The sequence below is a fragment of the Candidatus Brevundimonas colombiensis genome, assembly GCA_029202665.1.
Lineage (GTDB): Bacteria > Pseudomonadota > Alphaproteobacteria > Caulobacterales > Caulobacteraceae > Brevundimonas > Brevundimonas colombiensis.
In genome coordinates this window covers 1,125,316-1,144,627 of the sequence record CP119326.1, presented here as the reverse complement: position 1 = coordinate 1,144,627, position 19,312 = coordinate 1,125,316, and the positions used below count along the sequence as shown (strand labels likewise).

Here is a 19,312-nt window from a genome sequence, read left to right as displayed (position 1 = left end):
ACTTTATAACAGTCGAGCGGAATTCGACTCGATTACAGCCAGTCGGCGAACGGCTCGCGATCCAGCATCTCTTCATAGGTCGGGCGCGGGCGGATCACGGCCCACCGGTCGCCGTCCACCAGCACCTCGGGGACCAGGGGTCGGCTGTTGTATTCGCTGGCCATGACCGCGCCATAGGCCCCCGCCCCGGTGAAGACCACCAGATCCTCGGCCTCCAGCGGCGCCAGGTCGCGGTCGCGCGCAAAGGTGTCGCCCGTCTCGCACACCGGCCCGACGACGTCATAGGCCAAGGCCTTGCCCCCGCGCGGCGCGACCGGCCGGATGTCGTGGAAAGCGTCATACAGCGCCGGCCGCATCAGGTCGTTCATCGCCGCGTCCAGCACCAGGAACCGGCGCCCGTCCGAGCGTTCATTGACCTGGATCACCTGGCTCAGCAGCACGCCCGCATTGGCGGCCAGCAGCCGCCCCGGCTCGAACGCCGCCTCGACGTCCAGGCCGTTCAGCACCCGCGCGGCCATGGCGACATAATGGGCTGGCGAAGGCGGTTCGGCGCCGCCCGAATAGGGCACGCCCAGCCCCCCGCCCAAATCCAGTCGCGTCACCGCATGACCCAGCGCCCTCAGGGCCCGCGTCATCTCGGCCAGGACGGTGAAGGCGGCCTCCAGAGGGGCCAGGTCGGTGATCTGGCTGCCGATGTGACAGGCCAGGCCGACCGGCGTCACATGGGGCGAGGCCGAGGCCCGGGCGTAGAGGTCCATGGCTTCCTCGACCGGCACGCCGAACTTGTCGCCCTTGCCGCCCGTGGTGATCTTGGCGTGACCGCCCGCCCCGACATTGGGATTGACCCGGATGGCGATGGGCGGCGCCGCATCCATCATCGCCGCCACGGCGATCAGCCGGTCCAGCTCGGCCCCGGACTCGATGTTGATCTGGCGCACCCCGACGCTGATGGCGAAGGCCATCTCCACATCGGTCTTGCCCACGCCGGAGAAGATGATCCGGTCGGCCGGAACGCCCGCCGCCAGCGCGCGTCGGATTTCGCCCTCGGAGACGGTGTCGGCGCCGGACCCCAGCTTGGCCAGGGTCGCCAGGACCGACAGGTTGGAGTTGGCCTTGACCGCAAAGGCGATCAGGGCCTCGCCCAGCGCGTCGCGATGCGCGTCGGCGGCGGCGCGCAGCAGGCCGTAGTGCCGCTTCAGCGTCGCCGTCGAATAGACATAGGCAGGCGTGCCCACCTCGTCGGCGATCAGCTCCAGCGGCACGCCCTCGGCATGGAGGGCCCCGTCCTTCAGGTCGAAATGATGCAAGGTCTAGCGCGGTTCGTTCTGGGCGGCGCCGGCGCCGATGGGGTTGGACGGGCCGCCGTCGATGGGAATGCTGCTGGACGGACGGTTCATCGTCGCGGGTTCGGGCAGATGCGGCGCACGGCTGTCGCGCGGCGCACGTTCGGTCTGGCGCACCGGCGATTCCAGATCGGCCATGCGACCGCAGGCGGCGGTCAGGAGGGCGAGCGCGCCCACGAGGATCAGGGTCTTTTTCCCAGGAAGGTTCACAGGCGATCTCTCCAGTCGGCGATGCGCGCACGGACCTGTTCCGGCGCGGTTCCCCCATAGCTCTGACGGCTTTCGCACGAAGCCTTGGCGGTCAGCACCTTGTAAACCGCTTCGGTGATCCCCGGCTCCAGTTTCTGCATTTCCTCAAGCGGCAGTTGCGCCAGGTCCACGCCCAGCGCCTCGGCCCGCTTGACCGCCGCCCCCGTCACATGGTGCGCCTTCCTGAACGGCAGGTTCAGTTCGCGCACCAGCCAGTCGGCCAGATCTGTGGCGGTCGAGAACCCCGCGCCCGCCGCCTGGGCCATCCGTTCGGTATTGGGCTGCAGCGCCGCGACCATGGCGGTCATGGCGTTCAGCGCCAGATCGAGCGCGTCGAACGCCTCGAACACCGGCGGCTTGTCCTCCTGCATGTCCTTGGAATAGGCCAGCGGCAGGCCCTTCATGACCGTCGACAGGGCGACCAGCGACCCCATGATCCGCCCGGTCTTGGCCCGCACCAGTTCGGCGGCGTCCGGGTTGCGCTTCTGCGGCATGATGGAGCTGCCGGTGGTCAGGTCGTCGGGCAGGGTCGCGAAGCCGAACATCGGCGTCATCCACACCACGATCTCCTCGGCCAGACGCGACAGGTGGCCCGCCGTGATCGAGGCGGCGGCCAGGCTTTCCAGCGCGAAATCGCGGTCGGACACGGCGTCCAGGCTGTTGGCCATCGGCCGGTCGAAGCCCAGTTCGGCCGCCGTCATGTGGCGGTCGATGGGAAAGGGCGAACCGGCCAGGGCGGCGGCGCCCAGCGGACTTTCGTTCATGCGGGCGCGCGCGTCGGCGAACCGGCCCGCATCCCGCCCGAACATCTCGACATAGGCCATCAGATGGTGGCCCAGCGTCACCGGCTGGGCGGTCTGAAGGTGGGTGAAGCCCGGCATCAGGTCGCCGGCGTGCTGTTCGGCCCGGTTCAGCAGGGCGGCCTGCAATCCCTTCAGCTGGGCGACCGCGCGGTCGCAGGCGTCGCGGACCCACAGACGGAAGTCCAGCGCCACCTGGTCGTTGCGGCTGCGCGCCGTGTGCAACCGGCCCGAGGGTTCGCCGATCAGCTCGTTCAAACGGGCCTCCACATTCATGTGGATGTCCTCGAACTGGTCGCGGAACGGGAACGTCCCGCCGACGATCTCGCCCTCGACGGCGTCCAGCCCCCCCAGGATGGCCTCGGCGTCGGCCGGGGCGATGATCCCCTGTTCAGCCAGCATCCGGCAGTGGGCGCGCGACCCGGCCAGATCCTGACGCCACAGACGCTGGTCCACGCCGATGGAGACGTTGATCGCCTGCATGATTTCGGCCGGGCGCGACGAAAAGCGTCCGCCCCACATGTCTTGACCCGCGGGCTTCACCGGCGCAGTCGAAACGGCGGATGGCATGGCGTCGGCAGGAGTGGATTGGGTCATGAGCGGCTCTAGGAAGGCGATCTGGGCGGTCATCGGCGCGGTGGTCGTGGTCAGCACCATCGCCGGCGCCGGCGGCATGGCGATGTCGCTATACGCCAATCACCGCCAGAAGGCGCAAGTGCAAGAGGCCGCAAACGCCAATGCGACGCCGAAAAGCGACCTGGCGCGCTTCGCCGTCGGTTCGCTCGCGGCCCTGAGCACCCCGGCCCAGCCCACGCCCGCGCCCGAATACGCCTTTCGCGACCGCACCGGCACGGCCGTCCGCTTCTCGGCCTTTCACGGCAAGGTGGTGGTGGTGAACCTGTGGGCCATGTGGTGCGCGCCGTGCAAGGCCGAGATGCCCACGCTCCAGGCCCTGGCCAAGGCCTATGCCGCGAACGAGGATCTGGTGGTCCTGCCCATCAACGTCGATGCGACGCCAGAGGCGGCGGCCGAGGCCAGACGCTTCCTGGACGACCACGCGCCCCTGCCCTTCTACAGCGACGCCAGGTTCCAGCTGCCGTTCGAGTTTCCGGGCAAGGGCGCCATGCCCCAGACCATCCTGCTGGATCGCGAGGGCCGCATCCGCGCCGTCAAGACGGGCGAGGCCGACTGGTCGGCCCCCGAGGCGCGCGCCCTGATCGACGCCATCCTGGCGGAAGGCCCCAAATCCGAGTGACGCTTCCCGCCCGATCGGCTGGGGATCAGTGCTTGGCCGGAACCCGCGTGTCGGTGGCGGGATCGATGGCGCCGGGCTTGCCCTCGGCTGCGGCCTGGGCCTGCTCGGTCTCCAGCTTGTCGGCCACCTTGCCGGCGCCGCTCTCGACCGCCTGCGCGGCCTTCATCGCCCCGCCTTCGATCACTTCGCCCGCCTGAGACGCGGCGCTGGCGGTCTTGTCCGCGGCCGTCTCGGCATGGACTTCGGCCTTGTCCTGTTCAGCCTGGGTGCAGGCGGCGGCGCCCAGCATCAGAACGGCGGCCGCCGCCGTCAGGGCTTTGGTGCGAATGGTCACGGCGTATCTCCGGTCACGGTTGAAAGCTCGACCGTAAACGCAGGATGTCGGCGCGGGTTGCAGCAGAGAAGGGTGGTGACTGGAGGCGGGATCGAACCGCCGACCTGTGGGTTATGAATCCACCGCTCTAACCATCTGAGCTACCCAGTCCCGGGCGTCGCGGGGCCGTGGCCGGCCGCGAAGGAGGCGTGCCTATATCGCCGTCGGGCGTCGGGTTCAAGTCGTCTCGATCCAGATCGTGCGGCGATACGGCGCATGACCGCCTCCGACCGGAACGGTAACGCTGGAGCCGCCGTTTTTGTTGGATGCCGTTTCTCGCCTTTTTCGGAGCCTGAGCCATGCGTTTGATCGCCGCCGCCGCATCCACGTCCCTGCTCGTTCTGGCCGCCGCCTGCGGGGCCAATGGCGAAAGCGCGTCCTCGGCGTCCCAGGCGCAGTCAGGCGCCCCGCTGGAGACGCGGCCGGCGAACAATCCGGACCAGCAACCGGCCTTCGCCGGCCAGACGCGCGCGCCGGGCGTAAAGACCGAACAGGCCATGAGCCACACCGTCGTCGCCTCGGGCCTGGTTCATCCGTGGGGTCTGGCGGCCCTGCCGGACGGCCGCTGGCTGGTGACGGAAAAGCCCGGTCGCCTGCGTATCGTCACCGCCCAGGGCCAGATCAGCGCGCCGGTCGCGGGCCTGCCCGCCGTCGATACGCGCGGCCAGGGCGGTCTGCTGGACGTGATCGTCGGGCCCGCCTTCGCCCGTGACCGGATGATCTACTGGAGCTATGCCGAGCCGCGCCAGGGTGGCAACGCCACCTCGGTCGCGCGTGGGCGGCTGTCCGACGACGGCGCGCGCGTGGAAAACGTCCAGGTCATCTTCCGCGCCCTGCCCGTCTATGACGGAGACAAGCATTTCGGCTCGTCCCTGGCCTTCGACCCCGCCGGACATCTGTTCGTCACCCTGGGCGAACGATCCGACAAGCCGATGCGGCCCCAGGCCCAGGACCTGGGCTCGCACATGGGCAAGACCATCCGCATCAACGCCGACGGCTCGGTTCCCGCCGACAATCCCTTCGTCGGCCGCGCCGGGGCCCTGCCCGAGATCTGGAGCCTGGGGCATCGCAACGTTCAGGGCGTCGCCATCCAGCCCGGAACCGGCGCCGTCTGGACCATCGAACACGGCACGCGCGGCGGCGACGAGGTCAATATCGACAAGGCCGGGGTGAACTACGGCTGGCCCGACGCGGCCTATGGCATTGAATATGCGGGCGGCCGGATCAACGACGGCGCGACCCAGGCGACCGGCACGGAGCAGCCCGTCTATTACTGGGACCCGGTGATCGCGCCGGGCGGGGCGACCTTCTATCAGGGCGCCATGTTCCCTGGTTGGCAGGGAAACCTGCTGGTCGCCGGTCTGAAGGAAAAACACATCGCCCGGTTGGTGATCCGGAACGACCGCGTGGTCGGCGAGGAGCGATTGCTGACCGACCTCGGCGAACGAATCCGCGACGTGGCGGTCGCCGCCGACGGCGCAGTCTGGGCCGTCACCGACGAGGAAAACGGCAAGCTGGTCAGGCTGGCGGCGACGCAGTAGTCTTCCTGGGCCAGGGGGCGAAGCTGGGGCGCGCGCGTCCCAAAGGGAGCAACCGAGCCATGCGTATCCTTATTCTCACCACCGCCGTCGCCCTGCCGCTGCTGGCGGCCTGCGGCACGACGGGCGGCGTCAGCTCGTATCAACGTGACCTGGACGCGCTGGAAAAAACCTGCACCCAGCGTCAGGGCATACTGACCCCGACAGGGCTGCAGACCGGCAAGCCGGAAACAGAATACGCCTGCACCATCACCGGCGGCGCGACCCGGATTCCGCGCGCCAACTAACCGTTCGGGCCGACGACTTGGTCGGCCCGACGCCTGTTCCGACAGCGATGTTTGACCATCGGCCCGCCCTGGCATGGCATGGGCATCACGCGGCTTATTACTTGACGTTGACGTAAACGTAGGGTTCTTGGCTTTTACGTTTCGAACCGCCTTCGCCTCGAGCCGCGCGCCCTCACATATCGCGCACAGGGGCCAAACATGGAGACGCCTCTCATGGCTGACGCCTATATCTACGATGCCGTCCGCACGCCGCGCGGCAAGGGCAAGAAGGACGGCTCGCTGCACGAGATCACCGGCCTCAGCCTGGCGACCCAGGTTCTGCAGGCCCTGCGCGACCGCAACGATCTGGACACGTCCAAGGTCGATGACGTCATCCTGGGCTGCGTGACGCCGGTGGGCGAACTGGGCGCCGACATCGCCCGCACGGCGGTCCTCTCGGCCGGCTGGTCGCAGGATACGGCGGGCGTTCAGGTCAACCGCTTCTGCGCCTCGGGCCTGGAAGCCGTGAACATGGCCACGGCCAAGGTGAAGTCCGGCGAGGCCGACTTCGCCGTCGGCGGCGGCGTCGAGGTCATGAGCCGCGTGCCCATGGGTTCGGACATGGGCGCCTGGCCGACCGACCCGTCGGTGGCCTTCCCCTCCTATTTCGTGCCTCAGGGCGTGTCGGCGGACATGATCGCCACCAAATACGGCTTCAGCCGCGACGACGTGGACGCCTATTCGGTGGAAAGCCACAAGCGCGCCGCCAAGGCCTGGGCCGAGGGCCGGTTCAAGAACTCGGTCCTGGCGGTCAAGGATCAGCTGGGCCTGACCATTCTGGATCATGACGAGACCATTCGTCCGAACACGGACATGCAGACCCTGGGCGGCCTGAACCCCTCCTTCGCCATGATGGGCGAAATGGCCTTCGACGCGGTGATCAATCAGCGCTACCCCGAAGTCGAGCGCGTCAACCACGTCCACACCCCCGGCAACTCGTCCGGCATCGTCGATGGTTCGGCGGGCGTGCTGATCGGTTCGCTGGAAGCCGGTCAGGCCCTGGGCCTGAAGCCGCGCGCCAAGATCCTGGGCGGCGCCTCGATCGGCTCGGAGCCGTCGATCATGCTGACCGGCCCGGAATATGTGACCCGCAAACTGCTGAAGAAGCTGGGCATGACGCCCGACGACATCGACGTGTGGGAGCTGAACGAGGCCTTCGCCGCCGTCGTCCTGCGCTACATGCAGGCCCTGAACATCGACCACGCCAAGATGAATGTGAACGGCGGCGGCATCTCGATGGGCCATCCCCTGGGCGCCACCGGCGCCATGATCACCGGCATCGCCTTGGACGAGCTGGAACGCTCGAACAAGTCGACCGCCCTGGTCACCCTGTGCATCGGCGGCGGCATGGGCACCGCCACCGTCATCGAACGCGTCTGATCCGGGAGCGAATGAACATGGAAAACTTCAAGATCGACATCGACGCCGACGGCATCGCGCTCGTCACCTTCGACGTGCCGGGCCGTTCGATGAACACCCTGACCGGCAAGGTGATCGCCGAGGTCCCGCAACTGGTCGAACGCATCAAGACCGATGACGCCATCAAGGGCGTGGTCATCACCTCGGGCAAGGCGTCGGGCTTCTGCGCCGGGGCGGACCTGGGCGACATGGCCGGCGGCGTGCTGTCAGGCGGCGGCGACTTACAGAAGGCGTTCGACGCCGGCTGGACGCTGAACGGCGCCTTCCGCGCGCTGGAAACCTCGGGCAAGCCCATCGCCACGGCGATCAACGGCCTGGCCCTGGGCGGCGGGCTGGAGTTCACACTGGCGACCCACTACCGCGTGGTCGAGAACGACAACAAAATTCAGCTGGGCCTGCCCGAGATCAAGGTCGGCCTGTTCCCCGGCGGCGGCGGCACCCAGCGCCTGACCCGTCTGGTCGGCGTCCAGAACGCCTTGATGGCCATGAGCGAGGGCAAGTCCTTCCGCCCGAACGACGCCAAGGGCGCGGGCATCGTCCATCAGGTTGTCGAAAAGGGGCAAGGCGTCGAGGCCGCCAAGGCCTGGATCAGGAACGGCGGCAAGGCGGTCCAGCCGTGGGACGAGAAGTCCTTCAAACTGCCCGGCGGCGGTCCCTTCCATCCGGCGGGCATCCAGAACTTCATGGTCGGCAACGCCATGCTGCGCAAACAGTCCTACGGCAACTATCCGGCCGTGGTGAACCTGATGAAGGCCGTGTTCGAAGGCACGCAGGTTCCGATGGACGCGGCCCTGCGGATCGAGACCCGCTACTTCATCAAGACCCTGATGACGCCGCAGGCCCAGGCCATGATCCGCTCGCTGTTCCTGTCGAAACAGGAACTGGACAAGGGCGCCGTCCGCCCCGCCGGCGTGCCCAAGTCCGATCCGAAGAAGGTCACGGTCATCGGCGCCGGCATGATGGGCGCGGGCATCGCCTATGTGCAGGCGCTTGCGGGCATCGAGACCATCCTGATCGACCAGACCCAGGACGCCGCCGACAAGGGCAAGGCCCATGTCGAGGAGCTGCTGAAGAAGCGTCTGTCGCGCGGTCAGCTGACGCAGGAGAAGTATGACGCCCTGCTCGGCTCCGTCACCGCCACCACCGACTATGATCTGATCAAGGGATCCGACCTGGTCGTCGAGGCCGTGTTCGAAAACCGCGAGATCAAGGCCGATGTGACCAAGCGCGCCGAAGCCCAGTTGGCCGAGGGCGCCGTGTTCGGCTCCAACACCTCGACCCTGCCGATCACCGGCCTGGCCGAGGCCAGCGTCCGTCCCGAGGACTTCATCGGCATCCACTTCTTCTCGCCGGTCGACAAGATGATGCTGGTCGAGATCATCCTGGGCGAAAAGACGGGTCAGGCCGCCATCGCCAAGGCGCTGGACTATGTGCTGAAGATCAAGAAGACGCCGATCGTCGTCAACGACTCCAGAGGTTTCTACACCTCGCGCTGCTTCTCCACCTTCCTGATGGAGGGCATGGCGATGCTGGAGGAGGGTTACGGCCCGGCTCTGATCGACAATGTCGGCCGCATGACCGGCATGCCGCGCGGCCCGCTGGAGATGCACGACGACGTGGCCCTGGACCTCAGCTACAAGATCGCCAAACAGACGGCGATCGATCTGGGCGACAAATATGTGCCGTCGGAAGGCGCCGACATCGTCGCCAAGATGGTCGAGGGCGGACGTTTCGGGCGCAAAAACGGCAAGGGCTTCTACGACTATGACGCCAAGCCCAAGACGATCTGGACGGGCCTGTCCGAACTGGCCCCGACCACCAAGGGCATCGACCAGCCGGAAGAGCCGACCGCCTTCGCCCAGATCGACGAACTGAAGACGCGCCTGCTCTATCGCCAGGCGGTCGAAGTGGCCCGCTGCTGGGAAGAGGGCGTCATCGACGACCCGCGTGAGGCCGATCTGGGCGCCATCCTGGGCTGGGGCTTTGCGCCCTGGACCGGCGGCCCGATCAGCTTCATCGATGGCATCGGCCTGGCAAAGTTCGTGGAAACCGCTGACCGTCTGGCGCAGACCTATGGCGACCGCTTCAAGGTCCCGCAGCTGCTGCGCGACATGGCCGCCAAGAACGAGACCTTCTACGGCCGGTTCGCGCCGGAGAAGGCCGCCGCCTGATCGGCAGCGGACATCCTTGACCTACGGAACGGGCGGCCTTCGGGTCGCCCGTTTTCGTTTGAGGGCTTCCGTTTTTCTTTCGTCATTCCGGGCGAAGGGCCGCTTGGCCCGAAGACCCGGAACCCAGCGGCGCCGAAGGCGAAATACGGCTGCCGCAGAACATTTGAAATCGAATCCGCGGCAACTTCGCGCTCACGCGCGCCGCTGGGTTCCGGGTCTCCGCTGCGCCTCGCCCGGAATGACGAAAGAAATATCAGCGCGTCGCAAAGAAAAGACCCGCCCGACACGAGGTCGAGCGGGTCGCTCCGCCGCCCTTCGCGGGGGTCGGTGGCGGGTCGCTAGGGGCGACGGAGTAGCGGTGAAGGGGTCGGGCCGCAGCCGAAGCGAACGCTCAAAGTCCGCCCCAACCGCGCGACCCCGTGTCCTGGCGTCAGCCTTCCAGATCCTGGCCTTCGTCCGGCTCGGGCGTGCCCAGCAGTTCGTCGGCGATCTTGTTGGTCGAGGCGCGCACGGCCTTTTCGATGGAGGCGGCGATGTCGGGATTCTGTTTCAGGAACTCGCGCACATTCTCGCGGCCCTGGCCGATGCGGGTGGAGTCATAGCTGAACCAGCTGCCTGACTTCTCGATGATGCCGGCCTTGACGCCCAAGTCGATGATCTCGCCCAGTTTGGAGATGCCCTCGCCATACATGATGTCGAAAATGACCTCGCGGAACGGCGGGGCGACCTTGTTCTTGACCACCTTGACCCGGGTGGTGTTGCCCACCACCTCGTCGCGGTTCTTGATCGCGCCGGTGCGGCGGATGTCCAGACGCACCGAGGCGTAGAACTTCAGCGCATTGCCGCCCGTGGTCGTCTCGGGCGAGCCGTACATGACGCCGATCTTGTGACGGATCTGGTTGATGAACAGGACGATGCATTTGGACTTGGAGATGGAGGCGGTCAGCTTGCGCAGCGCCTGGCTCATCAGGCGCGCCTGAAGACCCGGCAGGCTGTCGCCCATTTCGCCCTCGATCTCGGCGCGCGGCGTCAGCGCGGCGACCGAGTCGATCACCACGATGTCCACGGCGCCCGAACGGACCAGGGTGTCGACGATCTCCAGCGCCTGCTCGCCCGTGTCGGGTTGCGACACCAGCAAATCGTCCAGGTTCACGCCCAGCTTCTGGGCGTAAACCGGGTCCAGCGCATGTTCGGCGTCGACGAAGGCGGCGACCCCGCCCTTCTTCTGCACCTCGGCGACCGTGTGCAGGGCCAGGGTGGTCTTGCCGGACGATTCCGGACCGAACACCTCGATCACCCGCCCGACCGGCAGGCCGCCGATGCCCAACGCCATGTCCAGGCCCAACGAGCCGGTCGAGACGCTGTCGATCTCGGCCACCACGCCCGCCTTGCCGAGCTTCATCACCGAACCCTTGCCGAAGGCGCGATCGATCTGCGCGATCGCCGCCTCCAGGGCGCGTTGCTTGTCGCCGTCGTCCTTGCCCACCAGTTTCAATGCCGCCTGTGAAGCCATCGCCTTCGTCTCCCTTGCCATGATTCCCGTCATTAAGCTTGGGAGAGACCCGCCTGGACCCGCCCCCGTTTCGTGAGGGCGACTATGTGCACGGTTTGTTCTGGTTCACAAGATGTTCTCTTCGATCAAAACAAGAACACCGAGCAGATGCGACCGATTTTGACGTAGCAAAGATTGGCTCAGACGATCACTCGCGCGCCGAGACCGATGGCCAGAGCCGCAATGATCAGCCCGGCCGCGCTCAGACCCAGCCCCCGCACGCCGCCGTGGGCGGTTGGCGACAGGGGCCGGGCCAGATGCACGATCAGAAGCGCGATCACGCCCAGAACACCGGGCAAATCCATGCCGACGCCGAGAAACACCCCGTGCCCCTGCATCAGCAGCCAGCCCCCGACCACAGCCGTCGCCAGGGCCGCCGGGATCAGCGCTGTCCAGGTCGTCAGGCGCACCGAGATCAGGGCGGCGGCGGCGGCCGTCAGGGCGGCGATCAGGGCGGGCCAGATCAGCAGGAAGGCCGCCTCGGGCGCCACGGTCTGAACGACGGCGCCCATCACCAGCACCAGTCCGATCAACCCCAGCCAGCCGCCCCAAGGCGTTTCCTCCGCCCCGCGCGGCCACAGGCTGAGACCGACGGCGACCGCCGCCGCGCCCAGCACCATCGGATCGACCCCCGCCAGGACCGTCGTCAGCGCCGCCGCCGCGACGAGGCCGACGGCGACCGTCCGCCCGCCGGCGCGTCCCGCGATCAGCAGCAGCGCCAGACCCGACAACGCCAGGGCCACGCCGATCTCCAGCACCGGCAGCCGGCGCAACAGCGCATAATAGGTCTCGGGCGACTGGACACGACCGCCTATCGGCCCGGCCAGAACGCGCACGGCCTGCCCCACGACCACCGCGCCCGCCATCAACCACAGCCCGTCCGCCGCGCCGCGAACGACCGCCCTCAACCGCAAGGTCTCAACGCGACGCACGCGGCCGACCACGAAGCCGGTCGCCAGCACGGCCATGGCCAGCACGGCCCAGCCCGCGGCGGCCGGATGCCGTAAGATGGCCAGGCCGAACAGGTCGGCGTAAACGGCGTTCTGCGTCGCGTGAGGCAGGGTCGGCGCGCGCAGCCAGGCGTCCGCGACCTCCAGCGCCTGCGACCCGATGTGCTGCAGGCTGCCTTGATCCAGGGCGTCGGGCGTCGCGGCGGGCGAATGATACTGATCCGGCCGTCCGATGAAGGCCAGGTTGATCCCCGCCATCTCCCTGGCCGCCGCTATGGTGAAGTCCGTGCCGTTCGGCATCAGCCGATAGACGAAGACGGCCAGGGCGTTGCTGGACGGGCCGCCCGTCGCGCCGCCGGTCGCCCGGGCGTAGTCGGCGATGGTCTGGGCGTTGCCCGGCCCGGTCTCGAACATCATGGCCCGTCCGCCGCCGCCTCGCGCCTCCAGATTGACCACGGCGCCGATCCGGTCGCGCCACGGATGGGCGGCGAAGAAGGCCCGCGCCCCGTCCAGATTCAATTCCTCGGCGTCGGTCAGCAGGATGATCAGGTCGCGGTCCGCCCCGCCGCGCGCCCGGATCGCCCGCACCGCCTCCAGAATGGCCGCCACGCCCGTCGCGTCGTCGGCCGCGCCGGGCGAGCCGGGCACGCTGTCGTAATGGGCCATCATCAGGACTGCGGGTCGGCCGGGATCACGTCCGGGCAGAACGCCGACGAGATTGGCGGCCGTCAGCCCGTTCGCGCTCACGCCCTCGCGCTCCAGCAGCCGCATCGCGCGGGACGACAGGGGGCCGGTCTGGATATGAGGGTCCAGACCCAGGGCTGTCATACGTTGCATCAGATAGGTCTGGACCCGCGCGTGTTCGGCGGACCCGACCGGATGCGGCGCCCGGGCGATCTCGCGCACGTCCGCCATCGCGCGTTCGGCGGCAAAGGTTTCGGGCGGGGTCGAGACGGGCCGGGGCGCGGGCGTCTGGCTGGCGATCACGGCCAGGCCCAGGGCGACGGCCAGCGCCGTGAACAACAGGATCAGCCGCATCGTCTTCTCTCCCGATGGCGATCCGTTCAGTCAGCCCTGCCCGGTCGCCCGGCGCAAGAGGCGATCCGCTCAGCGGCGAACCGTGTTGCGCGCCGTCAGATTGTTCGTGGCGCCGTCACCGTCGTCGATGCTGGAGCCGAAAGGCCAGCCCCGGTCGTCGCCGCAATAGGGTCTGCGCCCGTCGCGCGAGCCGATCACCACCGCACGCGGCCTCAACCATCCTGCGCCGGTGAAGACATTGTCCGTGATCTGATTGTAGGACGGCGTCTGATGGCGGATCACCCCGTCCTCGCCGCAGTTGCGGTACAGAAAGACCCCGCCCTGCCCCCCCAGGGCCAGCCGGTTGCCGACGATGCGGTTGGCGCCCGATCCGTCCACGGCGATCTGTTCGCGCCCGGTGCGGATGTCGAAATCATTGTCCTGGATCAGGCCCCCGGCGCTCTCGGCGTCCAGATAGATCGCCACAGAGGTCGACCGGCCCGAAAAGCGCGAGCGCGTCACCGTGGTTCGCGTCACCCCCGGCCCGACATAGAGGGGGATGGTCCCCACGCCCTCAAATCGAACCCGATCAAGCACCACCCGGATCGGCGCCGCCGACTGGGCCGCCCGCGTATGGCCCGCCGTGCGCGACGAGGCCAGCAGGTCCCGCATCGATCCGCCTGCGCCCATGCCCCAGATGCGGACATTGCCGACAACGCCGCAGTTGCGAACGGCCACGTCGCTGGGCCGGGACCAGCCGTCCCCCTGGCGGCGCGACCAGACGGCCACGGTCGGGGCGGCCGTAGTCGCCTGGCCAGGCGCGCGGATTTCGCCGCCGCCACAGTCCAGCGACGCGCCGGACGCGGCCTGACCTTCGATCAACACCCGGCGGCGAACATCACGCCCGGATGTGTCGGCCTGGCACGTCAGGCGATAGGGCTGGTCCGATGGCGTGGTCAGGTCCGCCAGCTCCTGCGCGGTGCAGGGCCGGGCGGCGGGCAGGTCGGACGGCGCGGCCTGGAGCGCGACCGCCAGGGTGAACCAGCCCGCCATCTCAGGGCAGAACGGTCGCCAGGGCCGCCCGTTCGGCCGCGCATCCGGGATTGGTCAGGCCCGTGCGGCGGGCGGCGGCCAGTTCGGCGCGCGCCGCCGCCACATCCGCCTGGAAGGCCGGGACCGCGATGGCCTGGGCGGCGACCTGGCGACCGATCGCCTCGCCCGCCGTCACGTCGCTGGGATAGTGCATGGCGCAGACCAGGCGGCTGACCCCGATCTGATGGCCGATGCGGCGCACGGCCTCGGCGCGATCCGGCTCCAATGCCGCGAACGCCTCTGCATAGGCGACGCCGACCGCCGCACTGCCCGAAGGATAGGAGCCGCTGCGCCGCGCCGCCGCGTCCAGGGTCTGACAGGCCCGGCGGCGGGGATCGTCCGCCACGGGGCGGGGGCGCATCTGGCGCGCCTTGACCTGTTCGGCGACGCTGGCGGCGTCGTGGAACAGTCGGCCCATCATCCGGTCCAGCACGGGCGTCTCGGCCGAGCCCAGCCGAACCCCCAGGGCGCAATCGAAATGCTGCAGGGCCAGCGGCGGCCTCACCTCGGCGTGGGATGTGGCCAACAGCCAGCGGTCGCCGTCCTCCAGCGCCGCATAGCGGGCCGAGGCGGCCTTGTCCGCCAAATCCTGAGCCGAACCGGCGGCCGGCGGCGGCGGCGATGCGGCGGCCATCTCGGCCAGAACGCCCGCTGACAGATAGCCGTCCTTGGGCATGGTCACGACGGGCTTCTGCGATCCGGCGCAGGCGGCCAGGACGAGGACGGCGCCCGCCGCCGACGCCAGCCGCGCCGCGCGACCGATCACGACCCGGCGCTCCAGTTCATATGGACCGAGGTGGCTCCGTCGGGGCCGGGCGCGGCGACGACCTGCAACGAGGGACCATCGGGGTTGTCGCCCGCCGCGCCATAGGCCCGCGCCTCGCCCTGGTTCATGCCGGTGACGGATTTCAGCCCGGCGGCCTCGGCCCGCTCGCGATAGAAGGCCACGACCTGATCCGGCGTGGCCTCGGTGGTGAAGTTGACCAGGCCGCCCGGCCCGGCCGCGCCGTCCGCCGTCAGGGGCGCGCCGTCGATCCGAGCCCCGGGATAGAGGGCGGCGAAGGCGGGCGCCGTCCCAGTGGACGCCGGTGAAGGCGCGGCCATATCCCCGGACGCGGCGCCCTGTGAATCCGCCGTCTCGGCGGGCGCGACAGGCGCGGCCGTCTCCGCCTCTGCGGTGGGTTGGGGCGGCGCCTTCGCCCGGTCGCACCCGGCGAGACTGAACAGAACAACGGCGGAAACCGCCGCCAAACGAAGCATCATCGAAGAAGCGTCCCTGGACCGAAGGGTCTAAGCGCCACCGTGGCGCAGGCTTGCGGCGGCGGCAAGGCGTCGCGCGCCTATTCCTTGCGCGCGCCTTCGGCCGGATCGCCGCCCGATGCGCCGAAATCCCGCCCGGAGCCCGGAATTCCGTCGGGATCGGCGTCGGACGGAGAGTCGGGATCAGCCTCGGCGCGGCCTTCCGCGGCCAGGGCCGCGTTGATCCTGCGCGAATCGGGATCGTCGTCCGAGCCGCCGGCCGATCCGCCCCGCAGCGAACCCGCGCGGGTGTCCGAACCGGAATCGCTGCCATCCAGGGCGTCGATCAATGTGTCGGCCTTGTGGCCCAGGTCAGGCCGTTCGCCCATGTCGGCGGCTTCGCGCGCGTCGTCGCATTCGGCGTCGGGCTTGGGGGTTTCGTGCGGGGCGGGGTCGGCGTCCGTCATGGCGCGGCTCTTTCATGGTGGAGACAATTTAAAGCGCCCGACGCCGTTGCGGTTCCCGACCGCCCGCCCTTGAACGCCGCGCGTCAGTCCCGATCTAGTCGGGATGATCCGGTTCTCAGTCCTCGACCTGTCGCCCATCATCGAAGGCGGCGACGCCCGCCGCGCGCTGGACGAAACCCTGGCCTTCGCCCAGGCCGCCGACCGCCTGGGCTATCAGCGGTTCTGGCTGGCCGAACACCACAACATGCCCGGCATCGCCAGCGCGGCGACCGCCATCGTCATCGGCCATGTGGCGGCGGGCACTCAGCGCATCCGCGTCGGTTCGGGCGGCGTCATGCTGCCCAACCACGCGCCCCTGGTCGTGGCCGAACAGTTCGGCACGCTGGAGACCCTGTTCCCCGGCCGCATCGACCTGGGCCTGGGCCGTGCGCCCGGCACGGACGGGGCCACCGCCCGCGCCCTGCGCCGCTATTTCGAAGGCGCCGATCAGTTTCCGCGCGACGTGGTCGAACTGATCCAATGGTTCGAACCGGCGGCTGAGAACCAGCCCGTCCGCGCCGTGCCGGGCGCGGGCCTGCGGGTGCCGATCTGGCTGCTGGGCTCCAGCCTGTTCAGCGCCCAGCTGGCCGGACAATTGGGCCTGCCCTACGCCTTCGCCAGTCATTTCGCCCCCGAGCTTCTGCTGGAGGCTCTGGCCCTGTACCGCCGCAGCTTCACGCCTTCCGACCGCCTGGCCCAGCCCCACGCCATGGCCGCGATCAACGTCTTCGCCGCCGATACGGACGTGGAGGGGGTGCGGCTGTCCACCTCCATGCAGCAGAGCTTCGCGCGCCTTTCCACCGGCAAGCCCGGCAAACTGCCCCCGCCCGTGGACGACATCACCACCGTCCTGACGCCCCAGCAGATCGAGGGCGCCAAGGGTCGCCTGCTTTATTCCGCCATCGGCGGGCCGGAGACGGTCAGGAAGCAGCTGGCCGACTTCATCGCCCTGACGCAGGTGGACGAGTTGATGGTCACCGGCATGGCCTTCGACAACGCCGCCCGCATCCGCAGCCTGGAAATCGTCGCCGAGGTGCGCGAGCAGTTGGCGGCGTAACCTTTCTAGCCCGTCAGAGGCAAACCGCCCAGAAACTCCAACAGCAGGGCGTTCACTTCGTCCGGCCGCTCCTGCTGGATCCAGTGTCCGGCGCCTGGCACGACCACAGACCGCGTCAGGTTCGGAACCCAGTCCTTCAGCCCCGGTTCGGCGCTCCCGGCGTAATGGCGCACCGGATCGTCCTCGCCGACCACGAACAGGGCGGGCGGGGTTATCGTCTGGTTCTGCACGAAGGCCGTCTGCGACCAGTTCAGGTCCAGCGCGCGATACCAGTTCAGCGGCCCGTCGAACCCGCCGGCTGAAAAGGCCGGAACATACTCCGCGAAATGATCGGCGCTCATCCATGGCGGCAGGGTCGCCGCGTCGTCGATGGTGTCGAGCAAGGCCACGCCCTCGGGCAGGAAGCCGGTGGAGCGCCGATCCGCCGGCGTCGCCCCGTCATAGGCGTAGAACAGTTTTCGCAGGGTCTTCGCCGGATCGGCCTCCAGCGCCAGATGCGCGTCCGCCGCCTGGAAGCGCACGATATAGAGGTCGCCCAGCCCCGCCCGTTTCGAGATCGCGGCCATGGCGGCCGTCGGCGGTCCCTTGATGCGACGCGGCTGGAACGGCGCCGACAGGCCCGCGACGGCGCGAAACACGTCCGGCCGCAGCAGGGCGCAATGCCAGGCGACCGGCGCGCCCCAGTCGTGGCCCACGACGACGCACTGGGTACGGCCCAGCGCCCGCACCAGATCGATCATGTCGCCGACCAGGTTCAGGATCGAATAGGCCGCCGCGCCTTCGGGCTTGTCGGTCCCGCCGTAGCCCCGCATGTCGGGCGCGACGACGTGATAGCCCGCTTCACCCAGCGCCTGGACCTGGGCGCGCCAGCTGACGCCCAGTTCGGGAAAACCGTGGATCAGCAGGACCAGCGGCGCGTTGTCCTTCTCGAACCCGCCTTCCAGCACCTGTTGGACAAGCCCGTCGGTCTTGATAAGCCGCGTTCGCATTCCAACCCTCCCGGTGGTGTTCTCACCACGCTTCGTTCAGGACGGACATGACCCGCCTCGTGACATTCGCCGACGGTACGACCGTTCCCGCCCTCGGCCAAGGCGCCTGGGAGATCGGCGACGACCCCGCCTGGCGCGACGAGGAGCAGCAGGCCCTGTCGCGCGGCATCGACCTGGGCATGACCCTGATCGACACGGCCGAACTGTATGGCGACGGCCGCTCGGAACGGCTGGTGGGCGAGGTGATCGCCGGGCGTCGCGACGAGGTCTTCCTGGTCTCCAAGGTGCGGCCCGAGAACGCCTCGGAAATGAAGATGATGCTGGCCTGCGAACGTTCGCTCGAGCGGCTGAAGGTCGACCGGCTGGACCTCTATCTGCTGCATTGGGAAGGTCATGTGCCGCTGGAAGAGACGGTGGCGGCCTTCCGCGAGTTGGTCGACGAGGGGATGATCGCCCGCTGGGGCGTGTCCAACCTCGATCTCGACGCGATGGAGCGGCTGATGCAGATCGACGGGGCCGAGGACTGCGCCGTCAACCAGCTGCTCTACAACCTGGGTTCGCGCGGGGTGGAGTTCGACCTTCTGCCGTGGATGCAGGCGCGCGACATGCCGATGATGGCCTATTCGCCCCTGGGGCGCGGCGGCCTGCTGGAACGTCCGCTGATCCTGGACATCGCCAACCGCCATTCCGCCGAGCCGGCCCAGGTGGCCCTGGCCGCCGTCCTGCGTCACGACGGCGTCATCGCCATCCCCAAGGCCGGCCGCATCGAACACGTCGAGGCCAACGCCGACGCCCTGGACATCCAGTTCGACCTGGAAGACCTGGAACGGCTGGACCTCGCCTTCCCGCCGCCGAAACAGGCCGTTCCGCTGGACATCATCTAAAAAATCTTCGCCGTCATTCCGGGGCCGCGCGAAGCGAGGAACCCGGAAACCAGGACCGTCGCACGCTCGGCGATACAGCCTGCCGGTGATGCGCCCCTGGGTTCCGGTTCGTCCTGCGGACGCCCCGGAAAGACGATGCGGCGGCGGCGGCTCAGCCGCCCCTGATCACACCCAGCAACCGCGCCCGCTCATCCTCCGCATAGGGAACGGGCGCCCCCCGCCCCCAGACCGGATCGGGCCACAGGCCGTCGTCGCGGCGGCGGCCGACCACATGGACATGCAGTTGCGCCGTCACATTGCCGATGGCGCCGACATTCAGCTTCTCCACCTGCCCCAGCCGCCGAACCAGCGCCCCGGCCCGCACCGTCTCCTCCATCAGCATCGCCCGCTGATCCGCGCTCAGATCCTCCAGCTCGACCACCCCCTCGACGCGCGGAATCAGGATCAGCCAGGGGAACCGCGCATCGTCCTGCAGCCGCACATGGCACAGGGGCCATTCGGCGGCCGCGATCGATCCGGCCGCGAAAGCCGGGGCGACGACAAACCCCATCC

Annotated in this window: 19 protein-coding genes and 1 tRNA gene; 7 read left to right on the top strand and 13 right to left on the bottom strand. The window is 68.8% G+C overall.

Annotated features, from left to right (window positions below):
• Positions 1-32: 32 nt before the first annotated feature.
• The 3 genes from lysA to argH are packed head-to-tail and all read right to left on the bottom strand — an operon-like array spanning position 33 to position 2,962.
• Complete coding sequence (gene lysA, locus P0Y50_05355) at positions 33-1,307, bottom strand: diaminopimelate decarboxylase (GenBank protein WEK41034.1); 1,275 nt, start codon at positions 1,305-1,307, stop codon at positions 33-35.
• A 3-nt stretch (positions 1,308-1,310) separates the two neighbouring features.
• Positions 1,311-1,553: a hypothetical protein gene (locus tag P0Y50_05350; GenBank protein ID WEK41033.1), complete on the bottom strand. Its 243-nt coding sequence runs from the start codon at positions 1,551-1,553 to the stop codon at positions 1,311-1,313.
• A complete protein-coding gene (gene argH, locus P0Y50_05345) occupies positions 1,550-2,962 on the bottom strand; it encodes an argininosuccinate lyase (protein WEK41531.1) in 1,413 nt (470 codons plus the stop codon). Before argH ends, P0Y50_05350 begins: the two co-directional genes overlap by 4 nt.
• A gap of 25 nt (positions 2,963-2,987) precedes the next feature.
• Between argH and P0Y50_05340 the strand changes: the two genes are divergently transcribed.
• Complete coding sequence (locus P0Y50_05340; GenBank protein WEK41032.1) at positions 2,988-3,647, top strand: TlpA disulfide reductase family protein; 660 nt, start codon at positions 2,988-2,990, stop codon at positions 3,645-3,647.
• 25 nt (positions 3,648-3,672) lie between these two features.
• Here P0Y50_05340 and P0Y50_05335 read toward each other — a convergent pair whose 3' ends face one another.
• Both P0Y50_05335 and P0Y50_05330 read right to left on the bottom strand, forming a co-directional pair.
• On the bottom strand, positions 3,673-3,981 hold the full coding sequence (locus P0Y50_05335) for a hypothetical protein (GenBank protein ID WEK41031.1): 309 nt from the start codon (positions 3,979-3,981) through the stop codon (positions 3,673-3,675).
• A 73-nt stretch (positions 3,982-4,054) separates the two neighbouring features.
• Positions 4,055-4,131, bottom strand: a tRNA-Met gene (locus P0Y50_05330).
• Positions 4,132-4,319: 188 nt separating this feature from the next.
• Here P0Y50_05330 and P0Y50_05325 point away from each other — a divergent pair.
• The 4 genes from P0Y50_05325 to P0Y50_05310 all read left to right on the top strand — a co-directional run bounded on the left by P0Y50_05325 (position 4,320) and on the right by P0Y50_05310 (position 9,474).
• Positions 4,320-5,561 (top strand): PQQ-dependent sugar dehydrogenase, encoded by a 1,242-nt coding sequence (locus P0Y50_05325; protein WEK41030.1) that lies wholly within the window; start codon positions 4,320-4,322, stop codon positions 5,559-5,561.
• A gap of 59 nt (positions 5,562-5,620) precedes the next feature.
• The gene (locus P0Y50_05320) at positions 5,621-5,845 is read left to right on the top strand and encodes a hypothetical protein (protein WEK41029.1); all 225 of its coding nucleotides are present in this window, start codon (positions 5,621-5,623) and stop codon (positions 5,843-5,845) included.
• Between the two features lie 213 nt (positions 5,846-6,058).
• Positions 6,059-7,264 carry an acetyl-CoA C-acetyltransferase gene (locus P0Y50_05315; protein ID WEK41028.1) on the top strand — a complete coding sequence of 402 codons (1,206 nt, stop codon included), beginning with the start codon at positions 6,059-6,061 and terminating at the stop codon, positions 7,262-7,264.
• Between the two features lie 17 nt (positions 7,265-7,281).
• Positions 7,282-9,474 (top strand): 3-hydroxyacyl-CoA dehydrogenase NAD-binding domain-containing protein, encoded by a 2,193-nt coding sequence (locus P0Y50_05310; GenBank protein WEK41530.1) that lies wholly within the window; start codon positions 7,282-7,284, stop codon positions 9,472-9,474.
• Between the two features lie 430 nt (positions 9,475-9,904).
• Here P0Y50_05310 and recA read toward each other — a convergent pair whose 3' ends face one another.
• The 6 genes from recA to P0Y50_05280 all read right to left on the bottom strand — a co-directional run bounded on the left by recA (position 9,905) and on the right by P0Y50_05280 (position 15,791).
• Entirely contained in the window at positions 9,905-10,987 is a 1,083-nt protein-coding gene (recA, locus tag P0Y50_05305) for a recombinase RecA (GenBank protein WEK41027.1), read from the bottom strand.
• 179 nt (positions 10,988-11,166) lie between these two features.
• Entirely contained in the window at positions 11,167-13,014 is a 1,848-nt protein-coding gene (locus P0Y50_05300) for a M20/M25/M40 family metallo-hydrolase (protein WEK41026.1), read from the bottom strand.
• Positions 13,015-13,083: 69 nt separating this feature from the next.
• On the bottom strand, positions 13,084-14,046 hold the full coding sequence (locus tag P0Y50_05295) for a right-handed parallel beta-helix repeat-containing protein (GenBank protein WEK41025.1): 963 nt from the start codon (positions 14,044-14,046) through the stop codon (positions 13,084-13,086).
• A 1-nt stretch (position 14,047) separates the two neighbouring features.
• Complete coding sequence (locus P0Y50_05290; protein WEK41024.1) at positions 14,048-14,851, bottom strand: phosphatase PAP2 family protein; 804 nt, start codon at positions 14,849-14,851, stop codon at positions 14,048-14,050.
• Positions 14,848-15,348 (bottom strand): hypothetical protein, encoded by a 501-nt coding sequence (locus P0Y50_05285; GenBank protein ID WEK41023.1) that lies wholly within the window; start codon positions 15,346-15,348, stop codon positions 14,848-14,850. The genes P0Y50_05290 and P0Y50_05285 overlap by 4 nt, the downstream gene beginning before the upstream one ends.
• 77 nt (positions 15,349-15,425) lie before the next feature.
• Complete coding sequence (locus P0Y50_05280) at positions 15,426-15,791, bottom strand: ribonuclease (GenBank protein WEK41022.1); 366 nt, start codon at positions 15,789-15,791, stop codon at positions 15,426-15,428.
• Between the two features lie 103 nt (positions 15,792-15,894).
• Between P0Y50_05280 and P0Y50_05275 the strand changes: the two genes are divergently transcribed.
• A complete protein-coding gene (locus P0Y50_05275) occupies positions 15,895-16,887 on the top strand; it encodes an LLM class flavin-dependent oxidoreductase (GenBank protein ID WEK41021.1) in 993 nt (330 codons plus the stop codon).
• 5 nt (positions 16,888-16,892) lie between these two features.
• On the opposite strand, the gene P0Y50_05270 is transcribed toward P0Y50_05275, so the two are convergent.
• On the bottom strand, positions 16,893-17,876 hold the full coding sequence (locus tag P0Y50_05270) for an alpha/beta hydrolase (protein ID WEK41020.1): 984 nt from the start codon (positions 17,874-17,876) through the stop codon (positions 16,893-16,895).
• Between the two features lie 47 nt (positions 17,877-17,923).
• Between P0Y50_05270 and P0Y50_05265 the strand changes: the two genes are divergently transcribed.
• Entirely contained in the window at positions 17,924-18,760 is an 837-nt protein-coding gene (locus P0Y50_05265) for an aldo/keto reductase (GenBank protein WEK41019.1), read from the top strand.
• A 151-nt stretch (positions 18,761-18,911) separates the two neighbouring features.
• Here P0Y50_05265 and P0Y50_05260 read toward each other — a convergent pair whose 3' ends face one another.
• Positions 18,912-19,310 carry an HIT family protein gene (locus P0Y50_05260; protein ID WEK41018.1) on the bottom strand — a complete coding sequence of 133 codons (399 nt, stop codon included), beginning with the start codon at positions 19,308-19,310 and terminating at the stop codon, positions 18,912-18,914.
• Positions 19,311-19,312: the final 2 nt, after the last annotated feature.